Annotated in this window: 18 protein-coding genes; 12 read left to right on the top strand and 6 right to left on the bottom strand. The window is 62.9% G+C overall.

What is annotated here, in order from left to right; all coding sequences use genetic code 11:
* Positions 1 to 4 precede the first annotated feature (4 nt).
* A complete protein-coding gene (locus tag TMPK1_RS13270; protein WP_420243495.1) occupies positions 5 to 217 on the bottom strand; it encodes a hypothetical protein in 213 nt (70 codons plus the stop codon).
* Between the two features lie 180 nt (positions 218 to 397).
* Between TMPK1_RS13270 and TMPK1_RS13265 the strand changes: the two genes are divergently transcribed.
* Positions 398 to 1,258, top strand: coding sequence for a fatty acid desaturase family protein (locus TMPK1_RS13265; protein WP_420243494.1), 861 nt, complete (start codon positions 398 to 400; stop codon positions 1,256 to 1,258).
* A gap of 67 nt (positions 1,259 to 1,325) precedes the next feature.
* Here the strand turns inward: TMPK1_RS13265 and infA are convergent, their stop codons facing one another.
* Positions 1,326 to 1,613 (bottom strand): translation initiation factor IF-1, encoded by a 288-nt coding sequence (gene infA / locus TMPK1_RS13260; protein WP_478212885.1) that lies wholly within the window; start codon positions 1,611 to 1,613, stop codon positions 1,326 to 1,328.
* Complete coding sequence (locus TMPK1_RS13255; RefSeq protein WP_420243493.1) at positions 1,606 to 1,812, bottom strand: cold-shock protein; 207 nt, start codon at positions 1,810 to 1,812, stop codon at positions 1,606 to 1,608. The genes infA and TMPK1_RS13255 overlap by 8 nt, the downstream gene beginning before the upstream one ends.
* Positions 1,813 to 2,023: 211 nt before the next feature.
* Here TMPK1_RS13255 and otsB point away from each other — a divergent pair, with 211 nt between their 5' ends.
* From otsB to TMPK1_RS13230, 5 genes are read left to right on the top strand one after another with little or no spacing between them, the layout of a single operon-like run.
* A complete protein-coding gene (otsB, locus tag TMPK1_RS13250) occupies positions 2,024 to 2,827 on the top strand; it encodes a trehalose-phosphatase (protein ID WP_420243492.1) in 804 nt (267 codons plus the stop codon).
* Positions 2,828 to 2,885: 58 nt separating this feature from the next.
* Entirely contained in the window at positions 2,886 to 4,334 is a 1,449-nt protein-coding gene (locus TMPK1_RS13245) for a sensor histidine kinase (protein ID WP_420243491.1), read from the top strand.
* Positions 4,331 to 4,753: a response regulator gene (locus tag TMPK1_RS13240; RefSeq protein ID WP_420243490.1), complete on the top strand. Its 423-nt coding sequence runs from the start codon at positions 4,331 to 4,333 to the stop codon at positions 4,751 to 4,753. Before TMPK1_RS13245 ends, TMPK1_RS13240 begins: the two co-directional genes overlap by 4 nt.
* A complete protein-coding gene (locus TMPK1_RS13235; protein WP_420243489.1) occupies positions 4,750 to 5,808 on the top strand; it encodes a sensor histidine kinase in 1,059 nt (352 codons plus the stop codon). The genes TMPK1_RS13240 and TMPK1_RS13235 overlap by 4 nt, the downstream gene beginning before the upstream one ends.
* A gap of 13 nt (positions 5,809 to 5,821) precedes the next feature.
* Positions 5,822 to 7,438 carry an alpha-glucosidase gene (locus TMPK1_RS13230; RefSeq protein ID WP_420243488.1) on the top strand — a complete coding sequence of 539 codons (1,617 nt, stop codon included), beginning with the start codon at positions 5,822 to 5,824 and terminating at the stop codon, positions 7,436 to 7,438.
* On the opposite strand, the gene TMPK1_RS13225 is transcribed toward TMPK1_RS13230, so the two are convergent.
* Entirely contained in the window at positions 7,435 to 8,190 is a 756-nt protein-coding gene (locus tag TMPK1_RS13225; protein ID WP_420243487.1) for a response regulator, read from the bottom strand. The genes TMPK1_RS13230 and TMPK1_RS13225 overlap by 4 nt on opposite strands.
* Positions 8,191 to 8,294: 104 nt before the next feature.
* Here TMPK1_RS13225 and ligD point away from each other — a divergent pair, with 104 nt between their 5' ends.
* Positions 8,295 to 10,925, top strand: coding sequence for a DNA ligase D (ligD, locus tag TMPK1_RS13220; protein ID WP_420243486.1), 2,631 nt, complete (start codon positions 8,295 to 8,297; stop codon positions 10,923 to 10,925).
* A gap of 51 nt (positions 10,926 to 10,976) precedes the next feature.
* On the opposite strand, the gene TMPK1_RS13215 is transcribed toward ligD, so the two are convergent.
* Positions 10,977 to 11,453 carry a GNAT family N-acetyltransferase gene (locus tag TMPK1_RS13215; RefSeq protein ID WP_420243485.1) on the bottom strand — a complete coding sequence of 159 codons (477 nt, stop codon included), beginning with the start codon at positions 11,451 to 11,453 and terminating at the stop codon, positions 10,977 to 10,979.
* Positions 11,454 to 11,478: 25 nt separating this feature from the next.
* Between TMPK1_RS13215 and TMPK1_RS13210 the strand changes: the two genes are divergently transcribed.
* The 3 genes from TMPK1_RS13210 (at position 11,479) to TMPK1_RS13200 (ending at position 16,268) form a co-directional block, all read left to right on the top strand.
* On the top strand, positions 11,479 to 13,086 hold the full coding sequence (locus TMPK1_RS13210; RefSeq protein ID WP_420243484.1) for a phytoene desaturase family protein: 1,608 nt from the start codon (positions 11,479 to 11,481) through the stop codon (positions 13,084 to 13,086).
* 82 nt (positions 13,087 to 13,168) lie between these two features.
* On the top strand, positions 13,169 to 14,980 hold the full coding sequence (locus tag TMPK1_RS13205) for a DUF4214 domain-containing protein (RefSeq protein WP_420243483.1): 1,812 nt from the start codon (positions 13,169 to 13,171) through the stop codon (positions 14,978 to 14,980).
* Between the two features lie 82 nt (positions 14,981 to 15,062).
* Positions 15,063 to 16,268 (top strand): MFS transporter, encoded by a 1,206-nt coding sequence (locus TMPK1_RS13200; protein ID WP_420243482.1) that lies wholly within the window; start codon positions 15,063 to 15,065, stop codon positions 16,266 to 16,268.
* Here TMPK1_RS13200 and TMPK1_RS13195 read toward each other — a convergent pair.
* Positions 16,232 to 16,786, bottom strand: a complete 555-nt coding sequence (locus tag TMPK1_RS13195; RefSeq protein ID WP_420243481.1) for a GNAT family N-acetyltransferase — start codon at positions 16,784 to 16,786, stop codon at positions 16,232 to 16,234. The two genes, TMPK1_RS13200 and TMPK1_RS13195, sit on opposite strands and share 37 nt — an antisense overlap.
* Before the next feature lie 56 nt (positions 16,787 to 16,842).
* On the opposite strand from TMPK1_RS13195, the gene TMPK1_RS13190 reads away from it, so the two are divergent.
* Positions 16,843 to 18,195 carry a DUF1800 domain-containing protein gene (locus TMPK1_RS13190; RefSeq protein WP_420243480.1) on the top strand — a complete coding sequence of 451 codons (1,353 nt, stop codon included), beginning with the start codon at positions 16,843 to 16,845 and terminating at the stop codon, positions 18,193 to 18,195.
* Entirely contained in the window at positions 18,192 to 19,424 is a 1,233-nt protein-coding gene (locus TMPK1_RS13185) for a DUF1501 domain-containing protein (RefSeq protein WP_420243479.1), read from the top strand. Before TMPK1_RS13190 ends, TMPK1_RS13185 begins: the two co-directional genes overlap by 4 nt.
* The last annotated feature ends 9 nt before the right edge of the window (positions 19,425 to 19,433 follow it).

The raw sequence follows: 19,433 nt of genomic DNA, 5'->3' as shown, positions 1-19,433 counted from the left end.
TTGTTTAGACTGGTCGGGTCAGTTCGTCTTCAACCGCGACTCGCAACGGGCCGGCTTCGACCGGACGTAGGCGATACTGATAAGCTCCGGCACCGTCCTGCGGCATACGGCCGACAACGACGAAGCGCCCGGTGGGGTGTGCAGGCGAAAGCCGTTCGCTGCGATGAAACGCAACGACGTCGTCGAGTTGGAAGCGAGGGCCGTTGATGTGAGGCATGCAGCTAACATGGAGCAAATTCAAATAAAGGGAAGCTCGCTCGACCAAACCGCGAGCCGTGCGCTCCGTCGTGCGGTGATGGTGTTCGAATCGCCCGAACTTATACGCAGCCTGGCGCAGATTCTGACCTCATTCGGGCCGTTTCTGGCGATTTGCGCTGCGCGTTACGCGTGGCCTGACATGCCAATCTGGTTAATGGCGATTTGCACCGTGCTCGGAGGTGGCTTCGTCGTGCGGATCTTCATCATTCAACATGATTGTGGGCACGGTTCGTTCTTTCAGCAGCGCTGGGCCAACGATCTGCTCGGCCATATTTGCAGCCTGGTTACATTCACGCCCTATGCGCATTGGCGCCGCCAACATGCCGGGCATCACGCGAACTGGAACAATCTCGATCGCCGCGCCAATGTCGACCTCTATTCGACGTGTCTGACGGTTGATGAATATCGCGCCATGTCGCCGTGGCAGCGTTTCACCACGCGCTTTGTGCGCCATCCGTTGTTCTCGCTGGTTCTGCTGCCGCCCTGCGTGTTTCTGCTGCTCTACCGCACGCCGTTCGATTCACCGAAGGGCTGGGAGCGCGAACGTCGCAACGTCTATCTCACCAATCTCGCTTTGCTGGTGATGATTGTCGGGCTGGGGCTCGTCTTCGGCTTCGCTCAAGTTGCATTGGTGCAGCTGCCGATTTTGGCCGTGTCGTCGATCGTCGGCGTATGGCTGTTCTCGGTGCAGCACCGGTTCGAAGACACGCTGTGGCGCGGCAACGAGAATTGGAGCGCGTTCGATGCGTCGCTGCAGGGCAGTTCGTATCTGAAACTGCCGCGTGTGCTGCAGTGGTTCACCGGCAATATCGGCTTTCACCACGTGCATCATCTGTCGCCGCGCGTGCCGAACTACCGGCTCGAAGCGTGCCACCGCGCCTTGCCGCAATTGCAGGATGCGCCGGTGCTGAATTTACGCGCTGGCCTGACGAACTGGCGTTGGGCGCTGTGGGACGAGGTGAACCAGCGCATGGTCCCGTTCAGCGCCGCGTGGAAGTAGGCGCCGCAAATGAAAACGGCGGACTGTTCGTCCGCCGAAGTTCAACACAGCGAGAAAGCGACGCCGATTAGCGGCGCTTGAACTGCTGTCCACCGGGACGACGTGGCGGACCGCCGGTTGGCGTCGGCGCGCGTTCGTCCTTGTGGCGAAAGATCACTCGGCCTTTGGTCAGATCGTACGGCGTCATCTCCACGCGCACGCGGTCGCCGACCAACGTACGAATGCGGTGACGGCGCATGCGGCCTGCCGTGTAGGCCAAGATCTCGTGATCGTTTTCCAACCGGACGCGGTAACGCGCCTCCGGCAAAATTTCGAGCACGACACCCTCGAATTCGAGGGTTTCTTCTTTAGACATTCGTCGTCAGACCGACCGCCGAGACTTTGCCCTGGCGGGTTTCCAGTTCGAAGCCAACACGCTGGCCTTCATTGAGGCCGGTGAGGCCGGCAGCTTCAACTGCCGAAACATGGACGAACACGTCCTTGCCGCCATCTTCCGGCGCGATGAAGCCGTAGCCTTTGGTGGCATTGAACCATTTGACGGTACCGATCGACATAACAACGAACTCCGGTGCGGAAACGCCGAATGCGCCGGACATCGGCGCGCGGGCAGACCGCGAATAGGATTGAGCCGCGGCCGGCCGGGGCCGTCCGCGGACCCGGAACATGGCGCCAAGCAGGCCGTCCGTCCAGGGTAGAGGCCGGTTCTAGGCCGATTTCGCCGCATTTGGCCGGAAACCATGGCCTTCCAGCCCCGTTCTGACCACGATGCGCGCCATATCGACCATGCTCGACCCGTTTGCCCCCCTCGCAGCCCTGGTCGAGGCCCCCCCTCGACCTGGGCCCGATCAATGGGCCCTGTTTCTCGATGTCGACGGCACCTTGATCGATCTGGCTCCGACGCCGGACGAGGTCGTGGTGCCGGACGGGCTGATCGACACGCTTGAGTCTTTGTCGCGCCGGTTGAACGGCGCGCTGGCGCTGGTCAGCGGTCGCGCGCTTGGCACGCTCGATGCGCTGTTTGCGCCGTGGCGGTTTCCCGGTGCCGGCCAACATGGCGGCGAAATCCGTCTGACTCCGCACATGCCGCCGATCGTGCATGCCGACGCGCAGGCGGTTGCGATCGCAACCGCGCGGCTCGACATGCTGGCTGGAACCTTGCCCGGCGTCTTCGTCGAACCAAAAGGTGTGTCGACCGCCATCCATTATCGCCAGGCGCCCAAAGCAGAATCGGCGATTCGCGCGGCGCTGCCGCGGATTCTGGCGGGACTGGAGACGCGTGTCGAAGCAACCTCGGCGAAGATGGCGTTCGACATCCGCACGCGCGGCCTCAGCAAAGGCACGGCGATTTCGGTTCTGTGCGCGATGCCGCCGTTCGCGGGACGCACGCCCGTGATGGTCGGCGACGATCGCACCGACGAAGACGGATTTGCCGAAGTGGCGGCGCGCGGCGGTGCTGGAATTCTTGTCGGCACGCCGCGCGCAACGCTGGCGCATTGGCGGCTCGATTCACCAAGCGCCACACGCAAATGGCTCGAAGATCTCGCGCATTTGCGCGATGTGAATGAGTAACTAACTCAAGCTCCACATACTTCCGCAGGCGCTACGCTCCGGGTAGTCGTGCTGTCCGATGCCGACTCGCGCTTCTCTGACCCGCGCCACCTTGCCGTCGTTGATCGGTGGCTTGCTGCTGCTCGCCGTCGCGACGTGGTTCGCCTATGGCGGCGTGCGGGCGAGCTTGGCGTCGCGCGCGCTGGTCGAGCACACGTTGGAAGTGCAAGTCGCAATCGGTGAATTGCGCAGCGCGGTGCAGCGTGCCGAAAGCGCGCAACGCGGCCAGTTGCTGACCGGCGAAGATCGCTACGGCGAACCCTATCGCGACGCACGCCAGTCGGCGCAGGCGGCGCACGACAGGTTGCGCCTGCTGACCGTCGACAATCCGAAACAGCAGGCTGCGCTCGACCGGTTGCAGCCGCTGATGACCGCGAAATTCGCGGAGATGGATCGCACGCTCGAACTCGAACAAGCAGGCAAGGCCGACGAAGCACTCGCGATCGTGCGAACCGACAACGGGCTGCGCCAGTTGATCGAGATCCGCGACATCTTGAACGGCATGCGCGCAACCGAAGACGAGTTGCTGCGCCAGCGCTCCGGGATGGCGACCGTCGATACGCACAAAGCCTTTGTCGCGACCGCCATTGCGGCGCTTGGCATTCTGGTGCTGGGCGGGGCCGCGGTCGTTGCCGTGGCGCGTTCGCAGCGCGCGCTGCGTGATACCAATGCAGGGCTGGAAGAAGAGGTCGAGCGCCGCACCGCCGATCTGCGCGAAGCCAACGAAGAAGTGCAGCGCTTTGCCTATATCGTCAGCCACGACCTGCGGTCGCCGCTGGTCAATGTGATGGGGTTTGCGTCCGAACTCGATGCGTCACGCCAGGATCTCGCGATTGCATTGCGCGATGCGCCCGATCCTATGGCTGCCAAGGTGCGTGAAATTGACGGGCAGATCGCCGAGTCGATCGCCTTCATTCGCGCTGCGACGACCAAGATGGATCGCTTGATCAATGCGATCCTGCGCCTGTCGCGCGAAGGCCGTCGCGCCTTCGGCAATGAGAAGATCGACATGAACCAGCTGATCGATGCGCAGCTGCGCGCGGTCGAGCATCAGGTCAAAGAAACCGACGCGTCGATTCAAGTCAGTGGCCTGCCGCCGATTTTCGGCGACCGTCTGGCGCTGGAACAAGTGTTCGGCAATCTGATCGACAACGCGATCAAGTATCGCGATCCAACGCGCAAACTGTCGATTGAGATTGCCGGTCGCGCGCAAGGCGACCGTGTCGTCTACGAAGTGCGCGATACCGGGCGCGGCATTGCGCCGGAAGATCGCGAACGCGTCTTCGAATTGTTTCGTCGCGCCGGCGCGCAGACGCAACCAGGCGAAGGCATTGGGCTCGCGCATGTGCGCGCGATGGTGCGGCGCATGGAAGGGTCGATCGATTTGCAGTCCGAGCCTGGCGCCGGCACCACCTTCATTGTCGATCTCCCGCGGCAAGCGGGGCGAGTTGCAGGGAGAGCAGAATGAATCCGGTTTCCATCGTTCTGATTGAAGACGATGACGGTCACGCGACCTTGATCGAGCGCAATATCCGCCGCGCCGGCGTGAGCAACCAGATCCATCGCTTCGCCGATGCGACGTCGGGCCTGGCGCATCTCGATGCGCAGTGCGCGGCGCATGCGGGCGGCTGTCTGTTGCTGCTCGACCTCAACCTGCCCGACATGTCGGGAATCGACGTGCTGCGAAAGGTCAAATCCGACCCCAACCATCGCGCCACACCGGTCATCGTGCTGACGACGACCGACGACCAGACCGAGATCCAGAAATGCTACGAGCTGGGTTGCAACGTCTACATCACCAAGCCGGTCGAGTATGAGCGCTTCGCCAACGCGATCCGCCAGCTCGGTCTGTTCCTGTCGATCATCCAGGTTCCGGCGCAATCGTGACATCCGCAGCTGCGCGCATTCTGTTCGTCGACGACGATGATGCGCTGCGCGTTCTGGCGCAGCGGCATTTGACGCGCGCGGGCTACGAAGTCGAGATCGCCAATGACGGTGAAGCGGCGCTGGAACTGCTGCGCGCGCGGCCGTTCGACGTGGTGGTCGTCGACCATTACATGCCGACGATGGATGGCCTGGCGACCTTGAAAGCGGTGCGTGCAGTGCCGGGCGCGCCGCCCGTCATCTATCTCACCGGGTCGGACGAAAGCCGGATTGCGGTTGCGGCACTGAAGGCCGGCGCATCCGACTATCTCGTCAAACATGTCGGGCCCGATTTCTTTCCACTGCTGCTGGCCTCGATCGAAACCTGCCTCGGCGCCGAGCAGTTGCGCCGCGCCAAAAACGCAGCCGATGCCGCCAATGCGGTGCTGGTCGAGCGCCAGCGTCTGATGCTGCGCGAAATGAATCACCGCATCGCCAACAGCCTGGCGATGGCGCAATCCCTGCTGCGGTTGCAGGAGCGCGAGATTCAGGATCCGACCGTGCGCACGGCGCTGGTACAGGCGCAGGAACGCGTCACCGCGATCGCGCAGGTGCATCGCTATCTCTACGCGCACGACGATTTCGAATCAGTGCCGCTCGAAGATTACCTGCCGCGGCTATTGACCGATCTGGCTGGCGCGCTGGATCGCGGCACCGGTGAACGTCTGACGGTGCAAATCGATCCGCTGCGCCTGCCGCCCGACACGGCGATCCAGCTCGGTCTACTGGCCGCCGAGCTGGTGACCAACGCGCTGAAATACGCCTATCCCGACGGCAACGGCGAAGTGCGCGTGACGTTGCGCGTCGACGAAGATCTGGTGAAGTTGATCGTCGAAGATGACGGCGTCGGTTTCAGCAGCGACGGTCCCGCACGCGGCACCGGCCTCGGTACGAGGTTGATCCGCGCCTTTTCGACCGCACTTGGCGCCGAGTTGTCGACGACGACCGGACCGACCGGCACGTGTGTCACGCTTGCCTTCGACAATTCCGCAAAATTGAGCGCTGGCGTCGCGGCGTAGTAGCCTCGGCGTTATGTCCCGTTCTGTATCCGACTGGTGGCGCGGCGCCGTCCTCTACCAGATTTATCCGCGTAGTTTCCGCGACGCCAATGGCGACGGGATTGGCGATCTCGCGGGTATCGTCGAAAAGCTCGATCACCTTGCGTGGCTCGGCGTCGACGCGATCTGGATCTCGCCCTTCTTCCCGTCGCCGATGAAAGATTTCGGCTACGACGTGTCGGATTATCTCGGCGTCGATCCGATCTTCGGCACGCTGGATGATTTCGAACGCGTCACGCGCGAAGCGCATGCGCGCGGCTTGAAGGTGATGATCGACCAGGTCTGGTCGCATACGTCCGACGAGCATCCCTGGTTTCAGGAAAGCCGGCAGAGTCGCGACAACGCCAAAGCCGATTGGTTCGTGTGGGCCGATCCTGCGCCCGACGGAACTGCGCCCAACAATTGGCTGTCCGTGTTCGGCGGCGGTGCGTGGAGTTGGGACCCGCGCCGCTGCCAATATTACCTGCACCATTTTTTGTCGTGTCAGCCGCAGCTCAATCTGCGCAACGACGAGGTGCTGGCGGCGCTGCTCGACAGTGCGCGGATCTGGATCGAACGCGGCGTCGATGGATTTCGGTTCGACGCAGTCGACTTCATGCTGCACGACGCGCAACTACGCTCGAATCCAGCACGCCCGTCGCCGGACGGAAAGATTCCGTCCAAGCCGTTCGGGTTGCAGGCGCATCTCTACGACATGGTGCAGCCCGACACGGGCGCGTTGATCGAGCGGCTGCGCGATTTCACCGATCAGTTTCCCGGTGTCGCGACGTTGGGCGAAGTCTCGAGCCAAGACGGCGCGCTGGCACGGATCGAAAATTATACCGGCGCCGGCGGAACGCGGCTGCACATGGCCTACACGCTGGCAACGATGAAGCGCCGCTTCGACAAAGCTGCCTTCGTCGACGCGATCGAAGACGCGCAAGCCGATCTTCATTCAGGTTGGTTGTGTCTCGCTTTTTCCAATCATGACGTCGATCGCGCTGTGTCGCGCTGGCTGCCCGATGGCGCGCAGGCGCACCAGCATCAATTCGTGCGCCTGTTGCTGGCTTTGCTGCTGACCTTGCGCGGCTCGGTCTGCATGTATCAGGGCGAAGAGTTGGGTTTGCCCCATTACGACGTGCCGGTCGAGCAGATGCGCGACCCATATGGTCTGGCGTTCTGGCCGGCCTTTGCTGGACGTGACGGCGCGCGCACGCCGATGCCTTGGGCCGAACATGCGATGCGTGCCGGGTTCGGCGCAGGCGCGGATCCGTGGCTGCCGATTCCACCCAGCCATCGCGCACTTGCGGTCGACCGCCAACGCGCTGATCCAGCGTCGCATCTGCATGCGTGGCAGAAATTTCTCGCCTGGCGCCGTACCATGCCGGCGCTGTGCACCGGTTCGATCACGCTCGAAGAGGCGCCCGACACGGTGCTCGCCTATACGCGCGAACAAGACGGTCAGCGCGTGCTGTGTGTGTTCAATCTGTCGATCGAAGAAGCGTCGTTTCCGATCGGCGATGCCAAGCAACTCGATGCGCCTGGCATCACCGGCGTCGTCGACGGCGATCACGTGCGCCTGCCGCCTTTCGGCGTTTGGCTCGGAAGCTAGAACGGCAGAACCAACTCGACTGCGCGCGAGAATTCTTGCGCGTCGATCGGTTTGGTGACGACGACCGCGCCCTTGGCGTGGACCTGCACGCGTTCGGGATAGCCGGTGACGAAAATCACGGGCACGTCGAACCGTTGCTGGATCTCGTCCGACAGCGCCAGACCGCCGACCCGGCCGCCGCCAAGATCGACGTCCGACAGAACCAGGCTCGGCCGGTACAGCGCCACGCCGGCCAAGGCTTCGTTGCGATCCGACGCCGTGCCGCACACGCGCAGCCCGATCTCGGCCGCGATCAGACTGATCTGTTCGGCGATCATCCAATCGTCTTCGATAATAAAGACCGCGCGCAGATCGGTGCGCATCACGGCTCGACCAGTCTCGAGATCCTGGCGCACCGATTCGACGCTGCGGCGCAGAATCAGCGCGGTCTCGGCCAAGGTGAATCGTTCGACGTCATGCAGCAGCACCGCGGCGCGCTGCGGGACGGGTAGGGCCAAAAAACTGCGTTCGAGCGGTTTGCTGGCATCGGTGCCAACCGTGTCGAGCGCGATCTCGTCGTCGCACACGCTGCAATGCAGCGTGTGAAACACGTGGCGGCGTAAATCGACAAGGCTCAGCGGGCGCGTCAGTGCGAGCCGTTCGAGGCAAGTCTGCGCATAGGCATCGGCGGTTGCGGCCGATCCAACCAGCAAGCGCGCATATCGTCGGATCGACGGGACGATTGTTGCAACTGCGTCGTACAGCCGGTCCATGACGGCCTCCCCGCATCTACAACGTCCGAAACGAGAAAAGGGTCGCTGGAACTTCGGTGTGACATGTTTGTTGTCCAGATTTGGTTCGTGATTCGGAGACGGTGATGGCGGTTGGTTTGCGCACCAGAAAGAAGAGCGCGCCTGCGTCCAAGGTTGCGAAGAAGCGCGCCTCCAAGAAAGCGTCGCTCGCGACCTATCAAGCGATGCGCGACTTCGACAAAACTGCCGAACCCTCGGGCAAGCAGACCAAGCAGGGCCTGCCCGACAACGCCTTTCTGATCCAGAAACACGCGGCGACGCGGCTGCATTACGACTTCCGCATTGCGCTCGACGGCGTCTTGAAAAGCTGGGCCGTTACCAAGGGGCCAAGTCTCGATCCCAACGACAAGCGTCTTGCCGTCGAGGTCGAAGACCATCCGCTCGATTACGGCACGTTCGAAGGTACGATTCCGAAAGGCCAGTATGGCGGCGGCACCGTCATGTTGTGGGATCGCGGGACCTGGACGCCGGTCGGCGATCCGCACGAGTCGCTGCGCAAAGGCCATCTCAAATTCGATCTCGACGGCGAGCGGCTGAAAGGTCGTTTCGTATTGGTGCGCATGGGCGGCCGTGCGGCGCGCGAGAAAAAGCCAAACTGGCTGCTGATCAAAGAGCGCGACGGGTTGGAGCGCGAAGGTGGCGACGCCGTCACCGATACGTTTACGACCAGCGTTGCCAGCGACCGCGCGATGGAGCAGATCGCGAGCGACGTCGATCGCGTCTGGCAATCCAATCGCGCGCGCGAACCGGAACAGCCCGCGGTCAAACCCAGGAAGATCGCAGGCGCCAAAGCGGCGAAGCTGCCCGACTTCGTTCCGGTGCAGCTTGCGACGCGCGTCAAGGCACCGCCGAAGGGCGATGACTGGCTGCACGAAATCAAGTTCGACGGATATCGCACGCAGCTGCGCTTCGATCGCGGTCGGGTGCAATTTCTGACCCGGCGCGGGCTTGATTGGAGCGAACGGTTTGCCGGGCTTGTCGAGCCTGCAACCGAATTGCCTGCAACGACGGCGCTGATCGATGGCGAAATCGTCGTGTTGGACAAGCAGGGCGTCAGCGATTTCGGCGCGTTGCAAGCCTATCTCAGCGAGGGCAAGCGCGAGCAGCTGCTCTATTACGCGTTCGACCTGCTGCATCTCGACGGGCAGGATCTGACCAAGCTGCCGCTCGAGGCGCGCAAAGAAGCGCTGCGCAAAATCCTGCCGCGCACGGACGGGCCGATCCGCTTTTCTGACCATGTCACCGCGACCGGCGAAGAGTTTTACAGCCAGGCCTGCCGTCTTGCGCTGGAAGGCGTGATCTCGAAACGACGCGATGCGCCCTATCGGTCAGGCCGGGGCGACTCCTGGGTCAAATCCAAATGTGTCGAGCGGCAGGAATTCATCATTGGCGGCTGGACGCCGCCCAGCGATCGCACGCAAAGCGTCGGCAGTCTGCTGCTGGGCGTCTATGACGGCGACAGGCTGGTCTATGTCGGCAAAGTCGGCACCGGCTTCACGCGCAGCAGCGGCGCCGATCTGCGCAAGCGACTGGACAAGTTGAAAACTGACAAACATCCGTTCGATCGCAAACCACCGGATTCGCGCGACGCACGTTTCGTGAAACCCGACCTAGTGGCCGAGATCGAATATCTGACGATGACGCGCGACCGGATTTTGCGGCACGCTTCTTTCAAGGGGCTGCGCGAAGACAAGGAGGCGCGAAGCGTCACGATGGAAGCGCCGAAAGAAACCAAGGCGAAAGCCGCGCCCGCTAAAACTGCATCGACCAAAGCGGCGCCGATTGGCGTACGCAAGGGCGATGCGCTCATGATCGCTGGCGCGCGCATCACACATCCGGATCGTCGCATCGACGAGGAATCGGGCCTGACCAAAGAAGGTCTCGCCGAATATCTGGCGTTGGTGGCGGATCGCATGTTGCCGCATATCGCAGGCCGGCCGTTGTCGATCGTGCGCTGCCCCGAAGGCAGCGGCAAACCCTGCTTCTACCAGAAACATGTCGGGCGCGGCGTGCCGCCGGGGGTTAAGTCGGTCACCGTGCCGGACAAGAGTGGTACCGACGAATATCTGATGATCGACGACGTGCAGGGCTTGCTTGGCCTGGCGCAGATGGGCGCGCTGGAAATTCACCCGTGGGGTGCGCGCGGCGATGCACCCGACAAGCCTGATCGTTTGATCTTTGATTTCGATCCCGATCCGGATCTGCCCTATCAGCGCGTCATCGACGGCGCGGTCGCGCTGCGCGCGCGGTTGGACGATCTTGGCTTGGAAAGCTTCGTCAAAACCACTGGCGGCAAAGGCCTCCATGTCGTGGTGCCGATCCAGCGCAAACATCCTTGGCCAGTGATCAAAGAATTCGCGCGCGCCGTGGCGACGGCGGTGGCGAAAGACGACCCCGGCTTTGTCGTCACCATGACCAAGGCGAAGCGCACCGGAAAAATCTTTCTCGATTTCTTCCGCAACGATCGCGGGGCGACGGCAGTCGCGCCCTATTCGACGCGCGCACGTCCCGGTGCACCGATTGCAACGCCGCTCTTCTGGGACGAGCTATCGCCACGATTGCCACCCAATCACTTCACGGTCGAAAATTTGCCGCGTCGCCTGGCGCAGCTAAAAGAAGATCCGTGGGCGAAGATGCTGACCTCGCGGCAGGGCATCACCGCCAAAATGCTGACGGCGTTGAAGGTGAAAGCGTAGCTTTCATCCCCGCGAAGCTTGTCCCGGCCCCCGAGCCGGGGATCCAGGCAATTAAATCAGTTCGCGCAGCATATAGTGCGCCTTGCCGCCATAGCCGGTGATGATCCGATCGGTCAGCTGAAACCCTTGCCGTTTCCAGAACGGAACCGAGTTGTAGACCGCGACCAGCGCCATGCGCGGAAACCCTTCGGCGTGCTTGGTCGTGGCCAAGTGCTGCACGATCTGCGTGCCCGCCTGCATGCCGCGCGCGCCGGGCAGAAGCGCAAGATCGTGAATGTAATAGGCGTCGGCATCGACCGGGATCACGACCAGCTTGGTGTTCAGCTTGGGCACGCCGCGCCAGGGATGGCTGAACAGATAGCCGTTCAGTTTCTCGCCCCACGCAAACGCGAAACAGCCGCTGGGATACAGGGCCAGCTTTTCCGCCAGCACTGACGGATCTTCGGGCAGGTCAGGGTGCACGCGCGCGGCAATCTCGTCGACCTGGGGGAGGTCGGTCTGTTGCAGCGGCCGCCAGGCGAATTTCATTGCAGCGAGGTCCACGGCTACATTCATGGACATGATTCGAGCCGACAGCCAGGATGTGCTGATCATTGGCGGTGGCCATAACGGCCTTGTCTGCGCGTTTTACCTCGCGCGCGCTGGCCGCAAGGTCCGCATTCTCGAGCGCCGTCCATTCGTTGGTGGCGCGGCGATCACGCAAGAGTTTCATCCCGGCTTTCGCAACTCGGTCGCCAGCTACACGGTGGGTTTGCTGCATCCGATCGTGATCGCGGATCTCGATTTGCATCGCCACGGTCTGCAGATCAAACGGCGGCCGATTTCGAACTTTCTGCCGATGGAGAATGGCGACGGGCTCGAAACTGGCGGCGGCACCGCACGCACCCAGGCCGAGTTTGCGCGCTTCTCCAAACGCGATGCCGAGCAATTGCCACGCTACGAAGCGCGGCTCGATGCGGCGGCTGATTTGTTGCGCGCAACATTGCTGCGGACGCCGCCGCGCGGCGCGGGCGTCGGCGACGTGCCAGGCCTGGCAGGTCTGGGACGCCTACTCGGTCGCGCGCCGATGGAAGCCAAGCGCGATTTGCTGGCGCTGTTCGCGCGCAGCGCGCGCGACTGGCTCGACGATTGGTACGAGACGCCGGTGATCCAGGCCGCGTTCGGCTTTGACTCGATCGTTGGTCACTACGCGTCGCCGGATACGCCGGGCTCAGCCTATGTGTTGCTGCATCACGTGTTCGGCGAAGTCGACGGCGTGCGCGGTGTCTGGGGTCACGCGATCGGGGGCATGGGCGCGATCACGCAAGCGATGGCGCGCGCATGTGAATCCGTCGGCGTCGAAATCGAAACCAACGCGTCGGTAAAACGCGTGCTGGTTGAGAACGATCGCGCCATCGGCGTCATGCTCGAAGATGGGCGCGAATTGCGCGCCAAGACCATCGCCGCCAATGTCGGGCCCAAACTTCTCTACGAACGTATGTTCGAGCCGGGTGCCTTGCCGGCCGAATTTCGCACCCGCATCGAACAGTTCCGCGTCGGGTCGGGCACGTTCCGTATGAATGTCGCGCTCAGCGAATTGCCGCCCTTCACGGCGCGACCGACGCGCGACCCAACGGCGCCACATCTTGGTTCGGGCATCATCATCGCGCCGTCGCTCGACTATATGGACCGCGCCTATCGCGATGCGCGCGAACAAGGCTGGTCGCGCGAACCGATCGTCGAAATGTTGATCCCCAGCGTGCTCGACGATTCCCTGGCGCCACCCGGACAGCACGTCGCAAGCCTGTTCGTGCAGCATGTCGCGCCCGACTTTGCCGACGCGCAGCGCGAGATATTCGCCGATCTCGTGCTTGCGACGGTCGACCGGCATGCGCCTGGCTTTGCCGCCAGTGTCGTCGGGCGACAGATCCTGTCGCCGCGCGATCTCGAACGCGACTTTGGTTTGATCGGCGGCGACATTTTTCACGGGCGTCTGTCGCTCGATCAGCTTTGGGCGGCGCGGCCGGTGCTGGGACATGGCGACTATCGCGGGCCGATTGGCGGTCTCTATCATTGCGGCGCCGGTGCGCATCCCGGCGGCGGCGTCACTGGCCTGCCCGGACGCAACGCAGCGCGGGAGATTCTGCGCGACCAGTCGTTTCGAAAATATCTTCCGTTTTGAGCGCGAGTCCGTAATCACGCATTGAATGCAAACTCCGCATGCGTACACTGCGTCGCGCGCAAAGCATGTAGGGAAGCATTCGATGGCGACCGCCGATTTCGTCTCGCAATTGTTTCAGAATATGTTCGGTCGCGCGCCGAGCACGACGGAATTGAGCAGCTGGGTCAGCAAGATTGACTCGGGCGCCGCGACGTCGAACCAGGCAGTGCTCGATCTACTGAATTCTACAGAAGGCGCGAATGCGCTGGCGATCGAACGTCTTTACCAGGCCGCGTTCGGACGCACGCCCGACCTTGCCGGCTTCAAGGTGCAGCTCGCCGCAGGGCAGAGCGCCGAAGTGCTCGCCCGCAACTTTGTGAATTCGGCCGAGTTCAACGCTGCTTTTCTCACCGGCAGCGCATTCGACGTCGGCAATTTCGTCACCAAGCTTTACACCAACATTCTCGGTCGCGCGCCGGATCCGGTGGGGCAGAAGGTGCAAGTGGATTTTTACAGTTCGCTGCTCGCTGCCGGCCGATCGGACGTCGACGCGCGCGCGGCGTTGCTGCAGAATTTCGCCAATTCGCCTGAGCTGCTGAACAACTTGTCGGTTAATTTCGACAAGGCCGTTCTGCTGTGGGCGGGACTCGACAACACAATTCCTGTCAGCACGATCGCGTCGCCGTCGACAACATTGCAGCAGTTCAATGCCATTCCATTGTCGACAATGGTTGCGTTGCTAAATGACGGTATCAACGGCAATGATTTCAGCGCGCTGTTGCTGATCAACAATCAGATCAAGCTCGGCACGGCTGGCTCTACGGTCGATGGTACGAGCAGCGGCGACACGATCACTGCCGACATGGCCTCACTCGCTGGTTCGACGATCAGAGGCGCCGGTGGGATCGATATTCTGCTGGTCAAAAACATCACGAGTGATGCGACAGTTGCGCTCGACAATGTCGAGCAAATCGTCGTTACGGCTGCATCTGCACCGGTGAAGTTGACCTTGAATGTTGCGAATGCAACCGCCGCCGGCCATGCCGACGCGCTGAACGTGGTTGCTGCAAACGGCGCCAACAAAGTTTGGATCGACGCCAACGGAATCGAAACGATCGACTACGAAGCTGATGGAGCACCGAACAGCGCCGGCAGCGTCATCGACTTTACCGGCAATTCGTTTTTGACCAATCTCACCGTGCACGGGTCGCAGAATTTCGCCATCAGCGGCTTTGCTGGCAATCTGACGCCGGGGCTGAAAGTCGATGCGACTGCAGCAACCGGCACTGGCACGCTCGACTTACGCAGCTACTTTCCGGGCGCGACCATCCGCGGCGGAAGCGGCGGCAACACGCTTTTCGGCGGCGCTGGCAACGACACGATTGTCGGCGGAAGCGGTAATGACGTGATCGTCGCGGGCGCCGGTGCCGACATGCTGACGGGCGGCGGCGGCGACGATCTGTTCCGGTTCAACTTCAACAATGGTGCGACGTTTTCCGCCGACTCCACCTTGAACATGCTCGACGTCATCACGGATTTCACCAAGGCACGCGCCGGTGCGACCAGCGGCTTCGATCGCATTCAGATCGGCGAGCTTCCGGTCGGCGGCAAGTTGTCAATCGTCGGTGATCAGACCGGTACGTTTAACAATTTCACCTGGAGCGTTGTCCGGGGTGTCTTCAATTCAAATGCAGGTGGTTTGCATCTGAATGGAGGAAGCCTTGCATCGACGATTGCTGACCTTGTTGCACCGAACAAGGGTGACGCATTTGTGTATTCCACCGGTGATTTCACCGTCGGTGACACGTATCTGTTCGTACAGGGCGGCGATATCGACCTGCTGGTTCGACTCAAGGATATCCCGTTCGTCGGCACACTGAGCCAAGCGGCTGACGGTGCTTTCTACATAAGCTGAGGCGCAGCCGCCCTTTTTGCATGTGTGCACCGCGCGCCGTTCGGTTGACCCGACTCGCCGCCAGGCCACTTGCTTGGCCGCCATGACCAGCACCACCGCCGATACGTCGCACGCTGCAATCCCGAGCTGGATCACACTCCTGCTTGCCAGTGCCTGCGGCGTGATTGTCGCGAATATTTATTACGCGCAGCCTTTGGTCGGTCCGATTGCAGCGTCATTGGGTATTTCCGCGCATGGCGCCGGCATCGTCGTCACGATGACGCAGATCGGGTACGCGCTCGGCCTGCTGCTGGTCGTGCCGCTCGCCGATCTGATCGAAAATCGCCGGCTGGTTCTGGTGCTGACCTTGCTCGCTGCGCTGGCCTTGACCGGTGCGGCGCTTGCGACCGATGCGACGGTGTTTCTGTTCACCGCGTTGCTGATCGGACTCGGTTCGGTCGCGGTGCAGGTGCTGGTTCCGTACGCGGCGCATCTCGCCAGCGACGCAACGCGCGGGCGGATGGTCGGCAAGGTGATGAGCGGCCTGTTGCTGGGCATCATGCTGGCCCGCCCGGTGTCGAGTTTTCTGACCGACTTGTTTTCCTGGCGCGCTGTGTTCGTGGTCTCGGCGATCGTGATGCTGATCGAAACGGTGGTGCTGGCGCGTGCGCTGCCGCCACGACAGCCCGACTCGTCGTTGCGCTACGGCGCGTTGCTGCGATCGATGATCACCTTGGTTGTCACGACCAAGGTCCTGCGTCGCCGCGCGCTGATTCACGCCTGCCTGTTCGGTGCGTTCAGCGTGTTCTGGACCGCCGCGCCGTTGCTGCTGGCAAGTCCGGCCTTTGGTCTGTCGCAAACTGGCATCGCATTGTTTGCGCTGACCGGCGCGGCTGGTGCGATCGCAGCACCGCTGGCGGGACGATGGGGCGACAAAGGTCTCAGCCAACGTCTGACGCCGGTTGCGATCGTGCTGGTCGCGCTCGCGTTCCTGCTGAGCAAAGTCGGCGCAGAAGGCTCGACCTTGTCGTTAGCGGCGCTGACGGTTGCGGGCGTCGTGCTCGATTTCGGTCTCGTGTCGAATCTGGTTTTCAGCCAGCGCGCCATTTACGCGATCAATCCCGCGGCGCGTGGACGTCTCAACGGCGTGTTCATGGCGACGTTCTTTGCCGGCGGCGCAATCGGATCAGCGCTCGGCGCCTGGGCCTATGTGCAAGGCGGCTGGGCGCTGGCGTCGTGGATCGGTTTCGCTGCACCTGTTTGCGCGCTGCTCTATTTCTCCAGCGAGGCGTTGCGGCCCAGCCGGTAAAGCACGTGGCGCGCGGTCGGATGATCGGGATCGATGCGCGGATGATCGAAATCGCCGTGCACGTCATGGATCATGCCGAGCTTTTCCATCACACGGCGTGACGGCGTGTTGGCGGGAATCGTCAGCGCGACGATCTCGGTCAGGAACAGATTTTCGAAGCCGTAGGTAATCGCCGCGCGCGCCGCTTCTGTCGCATATCCGCGGCCCTGAAATTCGGTGGCGAGACGCCAGCCGACTTCGACGCAGGGCGTGAAGTGCGCGCTCCAAGTTGGCTCGTTAAGACCGACAAAGCCCGCAAACTCGGTGACGCCCAGAATTTCCAGCGCCCAGAAGCCCCAGCCGCGTTCGGCGATGACGCTTTGCATACGATCGGCCGACGCATCGCTTTCCGCACGCGTCAGCAGCGCCGGAAAGTAGCGCATCACCGACGGGTCGGAATTCATCGCGGCAAAGGGTGCGCGATCGCTCGCCGTCCATTGCCGAAGCTTGCAGCGTGCGGTGGACAGTTCGACAGGCATGCGCAGGAGTCCGGTGCTCTGATTCGTGGCAGCGGAGAAAGGAACCCTGGCTGCCTATGACAAGCAAGCTCGCGACCATCGCAGCGGTGCGATTTGGACTCGGACCTCGCCCCGGCGAGCTCGCCAAGATCGGCAACGATCCGCGCGGCTGGCTGAAACAACAGCTACGTCCTGTAACAATGCGCATCGCGTCGGCCGATGGTGCAACGCGGCTCGATGAATATTACGAGGCGCGCGGCAAAGGTGCCGACGAAGTCGCCAAAATGCTGCGCGGCCAGACGCGCGAACAATTCCGCGACGAAGCCGCCAAACGAACCTTGGCTGCAGTCACCAGCGAGACGCCGTTTCTCGAACGTTGGGTGCAGTTCTGGTCGAACCATTTCACCGTCTCGGTCCAGCGCCCTGTCGTGCTGGGGCTGGTCGTGCCGTTCGAAGACGAAGCGATCCGTCCCTACGCGCTGGGCAAGTTTCGCGACATGCTGCTCGCAGTCGCGCGCCATCCGGCCATGCTGCTCTATCTCGACAACGCGGCGTCGGTCGGTCCGAATTCACGCGCCGGCATTCGCCGCGAGCGCGGACTGAACGAGAATTTCGCGCGCGAACTGCTCGAACTGCACACGCTGGGCGTCAATGGCGGCTACACGCAGAATGACGTGCGCGAGCTGGCAAAGATTCTGACCGGCTGGACAATACCGCCGCGCGCCGCGCGAATGGGGCCGTTGCTTGCCGCCGGTGGCGAGAAAGCTGCGTTCCGTTTCGTACCCAATGTGCACGAGCCTGGCGACAAGCAGCTGCTCGGCGCGACCATCCGCGAAAGCGGCGAGCGCGAAGGGCTCGAAGCGTTGCTGTTCCTGTCGCAGCATCCGGCGACTGCGAACTTCATCGCGACAAAGCTGGTTCGGCATTTCGTCGCCGACACGCCGCCGCAATCTTCTGTGCTGGCGGTCGCGAAAGTCTTTCGCGATACCGACGGCGATCTCGCCGCGGTCGCGCAAGCGCTGATCGATTTGCCGGCGGCGTGGGACCCGCCCTTGAGCAAAGTCAAAACGCCGAACGAGCTGGTGATCAGCGCGCTGCGCGGCATCGGCGCAACCGAAAGCCCCGACGTGTTGCGCGGCGCCGCCGGCTCGCTGCAGCAGCTTGGCCAATTTCCCTTCACCGCGCCGTCGCCGGCCGGATGGTCGGATGAATCGTCGAGCTGGATCGGGCCCGAAGCCGCGCTGCTGCGCGTCGAATGGGGGCTGGCCTTCGGTACGCGCGCAGCCCGCGTGACCGAGCCCGGCGTGCTGTTGGCGAATACGATCGCGCCGCTCGCATCGAAGCCGACCAGCTTTCAAATCGAACATGCGCCCAGCGCCGCAGAAGCAATCGCGCTGCTCGTTGCCAGCCCGGAGTTTCAACGTCGATGACCGACATACTGATCGCACGCCGTTCGCTGCTGCTCGGCGCTGCCGCCGTCACACTCGCTGCAGGCACGTCGCGCCTGGCGCTGGCGGCGGCCGACACCGACCGGCGCTTTGTCTTCGTGCTGTTGCGCGGTGGCATGGATGGGCTGGCTGCCGTCGCGCCCTATGGTGACAACGACTATGCGCGGCTGCGCGGCAGTCTTGCGCTCGCAAAGCCGGGCGAAGCCGACGGCGCGCTCGATCTCGACGGATTCTTTGCGCTGCATCCGTCGCTGGCGCCAATTCATTCTTGGTTCAAAGAAGGTGCATTGCTGCCGGTGCATGCGGTTGCAACGTCGTATCGCGATCGCTCGCATTTCGACGCGCAGGATTTGCTCGAAAACGGAACCAAGGCACCGCACGCGGCCAGCGATGGCTGGCTCAACCGAACTTTGTCGTTGCTGCCGGGGGCGGGCGAGCGGCGTCTCGGCCTCGCGGTTGGACAACAAGTGCCGCTGGTGTTGCGCGGCCCGGTGCAAGTCGCGTCCTGGGCGCCATCGAACATTCCTGCGGCGCAACCTGGCTTCCTCGACCTGGTGCGCGAAATCTACAAAGGCGACAAGCTGTTTTCGACCGCGCTTGCCAACGGTATTGCAGCCAGTGACGGCGCGTCGTCGGCGTTGGGCGACGACATGAAAACGATGGGCAAGCCGCCTGCGAACGGCGCACCGCGTCCCGCTGCTGCAGTCACGTTGGCGACGGCGGCGGGCAAGATGCTGGCCGAAGCGAATGGGCCGCGCATCGCCGTGCTCGAACTTGGCGGATGGGACACGCATGCGGGGCAGGGTGCTGCGCGCGGGCGGTTTGCGGGCGCTGCGACCGCACTCGCCGACAGTCTCGTCGCGTTGCGCACGTCACTGGGGCCGGCCTGGCAAGACACAGTGATTGCGGTCGCGACCGAATTCGGACGCACGGCCGCGGTCAACGGCACCGGCGGCACCGATCACGGTACAGCGGGCGCGGCGTTCCTCGCCGGCGGTGCGGTCGCGGGCGGACGTGTTGCCGGAAAATGGCCGGGCCTCGCCGCCGACAAACTCTATCAGGCGCGCGATCTGGCCCCGACCACCGATCTGCGCGCGGTGCTGAAAGGCGCGCTGCGCGATCATTTGCGGCTGCCGACGGCAAAACTCGATACGGCGGTGTTCAAAGACAGCAGCGACGCGCCGCCACTTGCAGGCTTGATCCGCGTCTAGTTTCATCGC

Origin of the sequence: Roseiterribacter gracilis (genome assembly GCA_018332375.1) — a bacterium.
Lineage (GTDB): Bacteria > Pseudomonadota > Alphaproteobacteria > BOG-932 > Roseiterribacteraceae > Roseiterribacter > Roseiterribacter gracilis.
The sequence above is the reverse complement of the archived record's forward strand: the minus strand, read 5'-3'. Positions and strand labels throughout refer to the sequence as shown.

Bases quoted from the DNA above. Each gene is read 5' to 3' on its own strand.
- TMPK1_RS13265 (WP_420243494.1), top strand. From the start codon at position 398: ATGCCAATCTGGTTAATGGCGATTTGCACCGTGCTCGGAGGTGGCTTC.
- TMPK1_RS13270 (WP_420243495.1), bottom strand. From the start codon at position 217: ATGCCTCACATCAACGGCCCTCGCTTCCAACTCGACGACGTCGTTGCG.
- TMPK1_RS13240 (WP_420243490.1), top strand. From the start codon at position 4,331: ATGAATCCGGTTTCCATCGTTCTGATTGAAGACGATGACGGTCACGCG.
- TMPK1_RS13190 (WP_420243480.1), top strand. From the start codon at position 16,843: ATGACAAGCAAGCTCGCGACCATCGCAGCGGTGCGATTTGGACTCGGA.
- otsB (WP_420243492.1), top strand. From the start codon at position 2,024: ATGCGCGCCATATCGACCATGCTCGACCCGTTTGCCCCCCTCGCAGCC.
- TMPK1_RS13245 (WP_420243491.1), top strand. From the start codon at position 2,886: ATGCCGACTCGCGCTTCTCTGACCCGCGCCACCTTGCCGTCGTTGATC.
- TMPK1_RS13255 (WP_420243493.1), bottom strand. From the start codon at position 1,812: ATGTCGATCGGTACCGTCAAATGGTTCAATGCCACCAAAGGCTACGGC.
- TMPK1_RS13205 (WP_420243483.1), top strand. From the start codon at position 13,169: ATGGCGACCGCCGATTTCGTCTCGCAATTGTTTCAGAATATGTTCGGT.
- TMPK1_RS13215 (WP_420243485.1), bottom strand. From the start codon at position 11,453: ATGAAATTCGCCTGGCGGCCGCTGCAACAGACCGACCTCCCCCAGGTC.
- infA (WP_478212885.1), bottom strand. From the start codon at position 1,613: ATGTCTAAAGAAGAAACCCTCGAATTCGAGGGTGTCGTGCTCGAAATT.
- TMPK1_RS13210 (WP_420243484.1), top strand. From the start codon at position 11,479: ATGGACATGATTCGAGCCGACAGCCAGGATGTGCTGATCATTGGCGGT.
- TMPK1_RS13195 (WP_420243481.1), bottom strand. From the start codon at position 16,786: ATGCCTGTCGAACTGTCCACCGCACGCTGCAAGCTTCGGCAATGGACG.
- TMPK1_RS13225 (WP_420243487.1), bottom strand. From the start codon at position 8,190: ATGGACCGGCTGTACGACGCAGTTGCAACAATCGTCCCGTCGATCCGA.
- TMPK1_RS13200 (WP_420243482.1), top strand. From the start codon at position 15,063: ATGACCAGCACCACCGCCGATACGTCGCACGCTGCAATCCCGAGCTGG.
- TMPK1_RS13185 (WP_420243479.1), top strand. From the start codon at position 18,192: ATGACCGACATACTGATCGCACGCCGTTCGCTGCTGCTCGGCGCTGCC.
- TMPK1_RS13230 (WP_420243488.1), top strand. From the start codon at position 5,822: ATGTCCCGTTCTGTATCCGACTGGTGGCGCGGCGCCGTCCTCTACCAG.
- ligD (WP_420243486.1), top strand. From the start codon at position 8,295: ATGGCGGTTGGTTTGCGCACCAGAAAGAAGAGCGCGCCTGCGTCCAAG.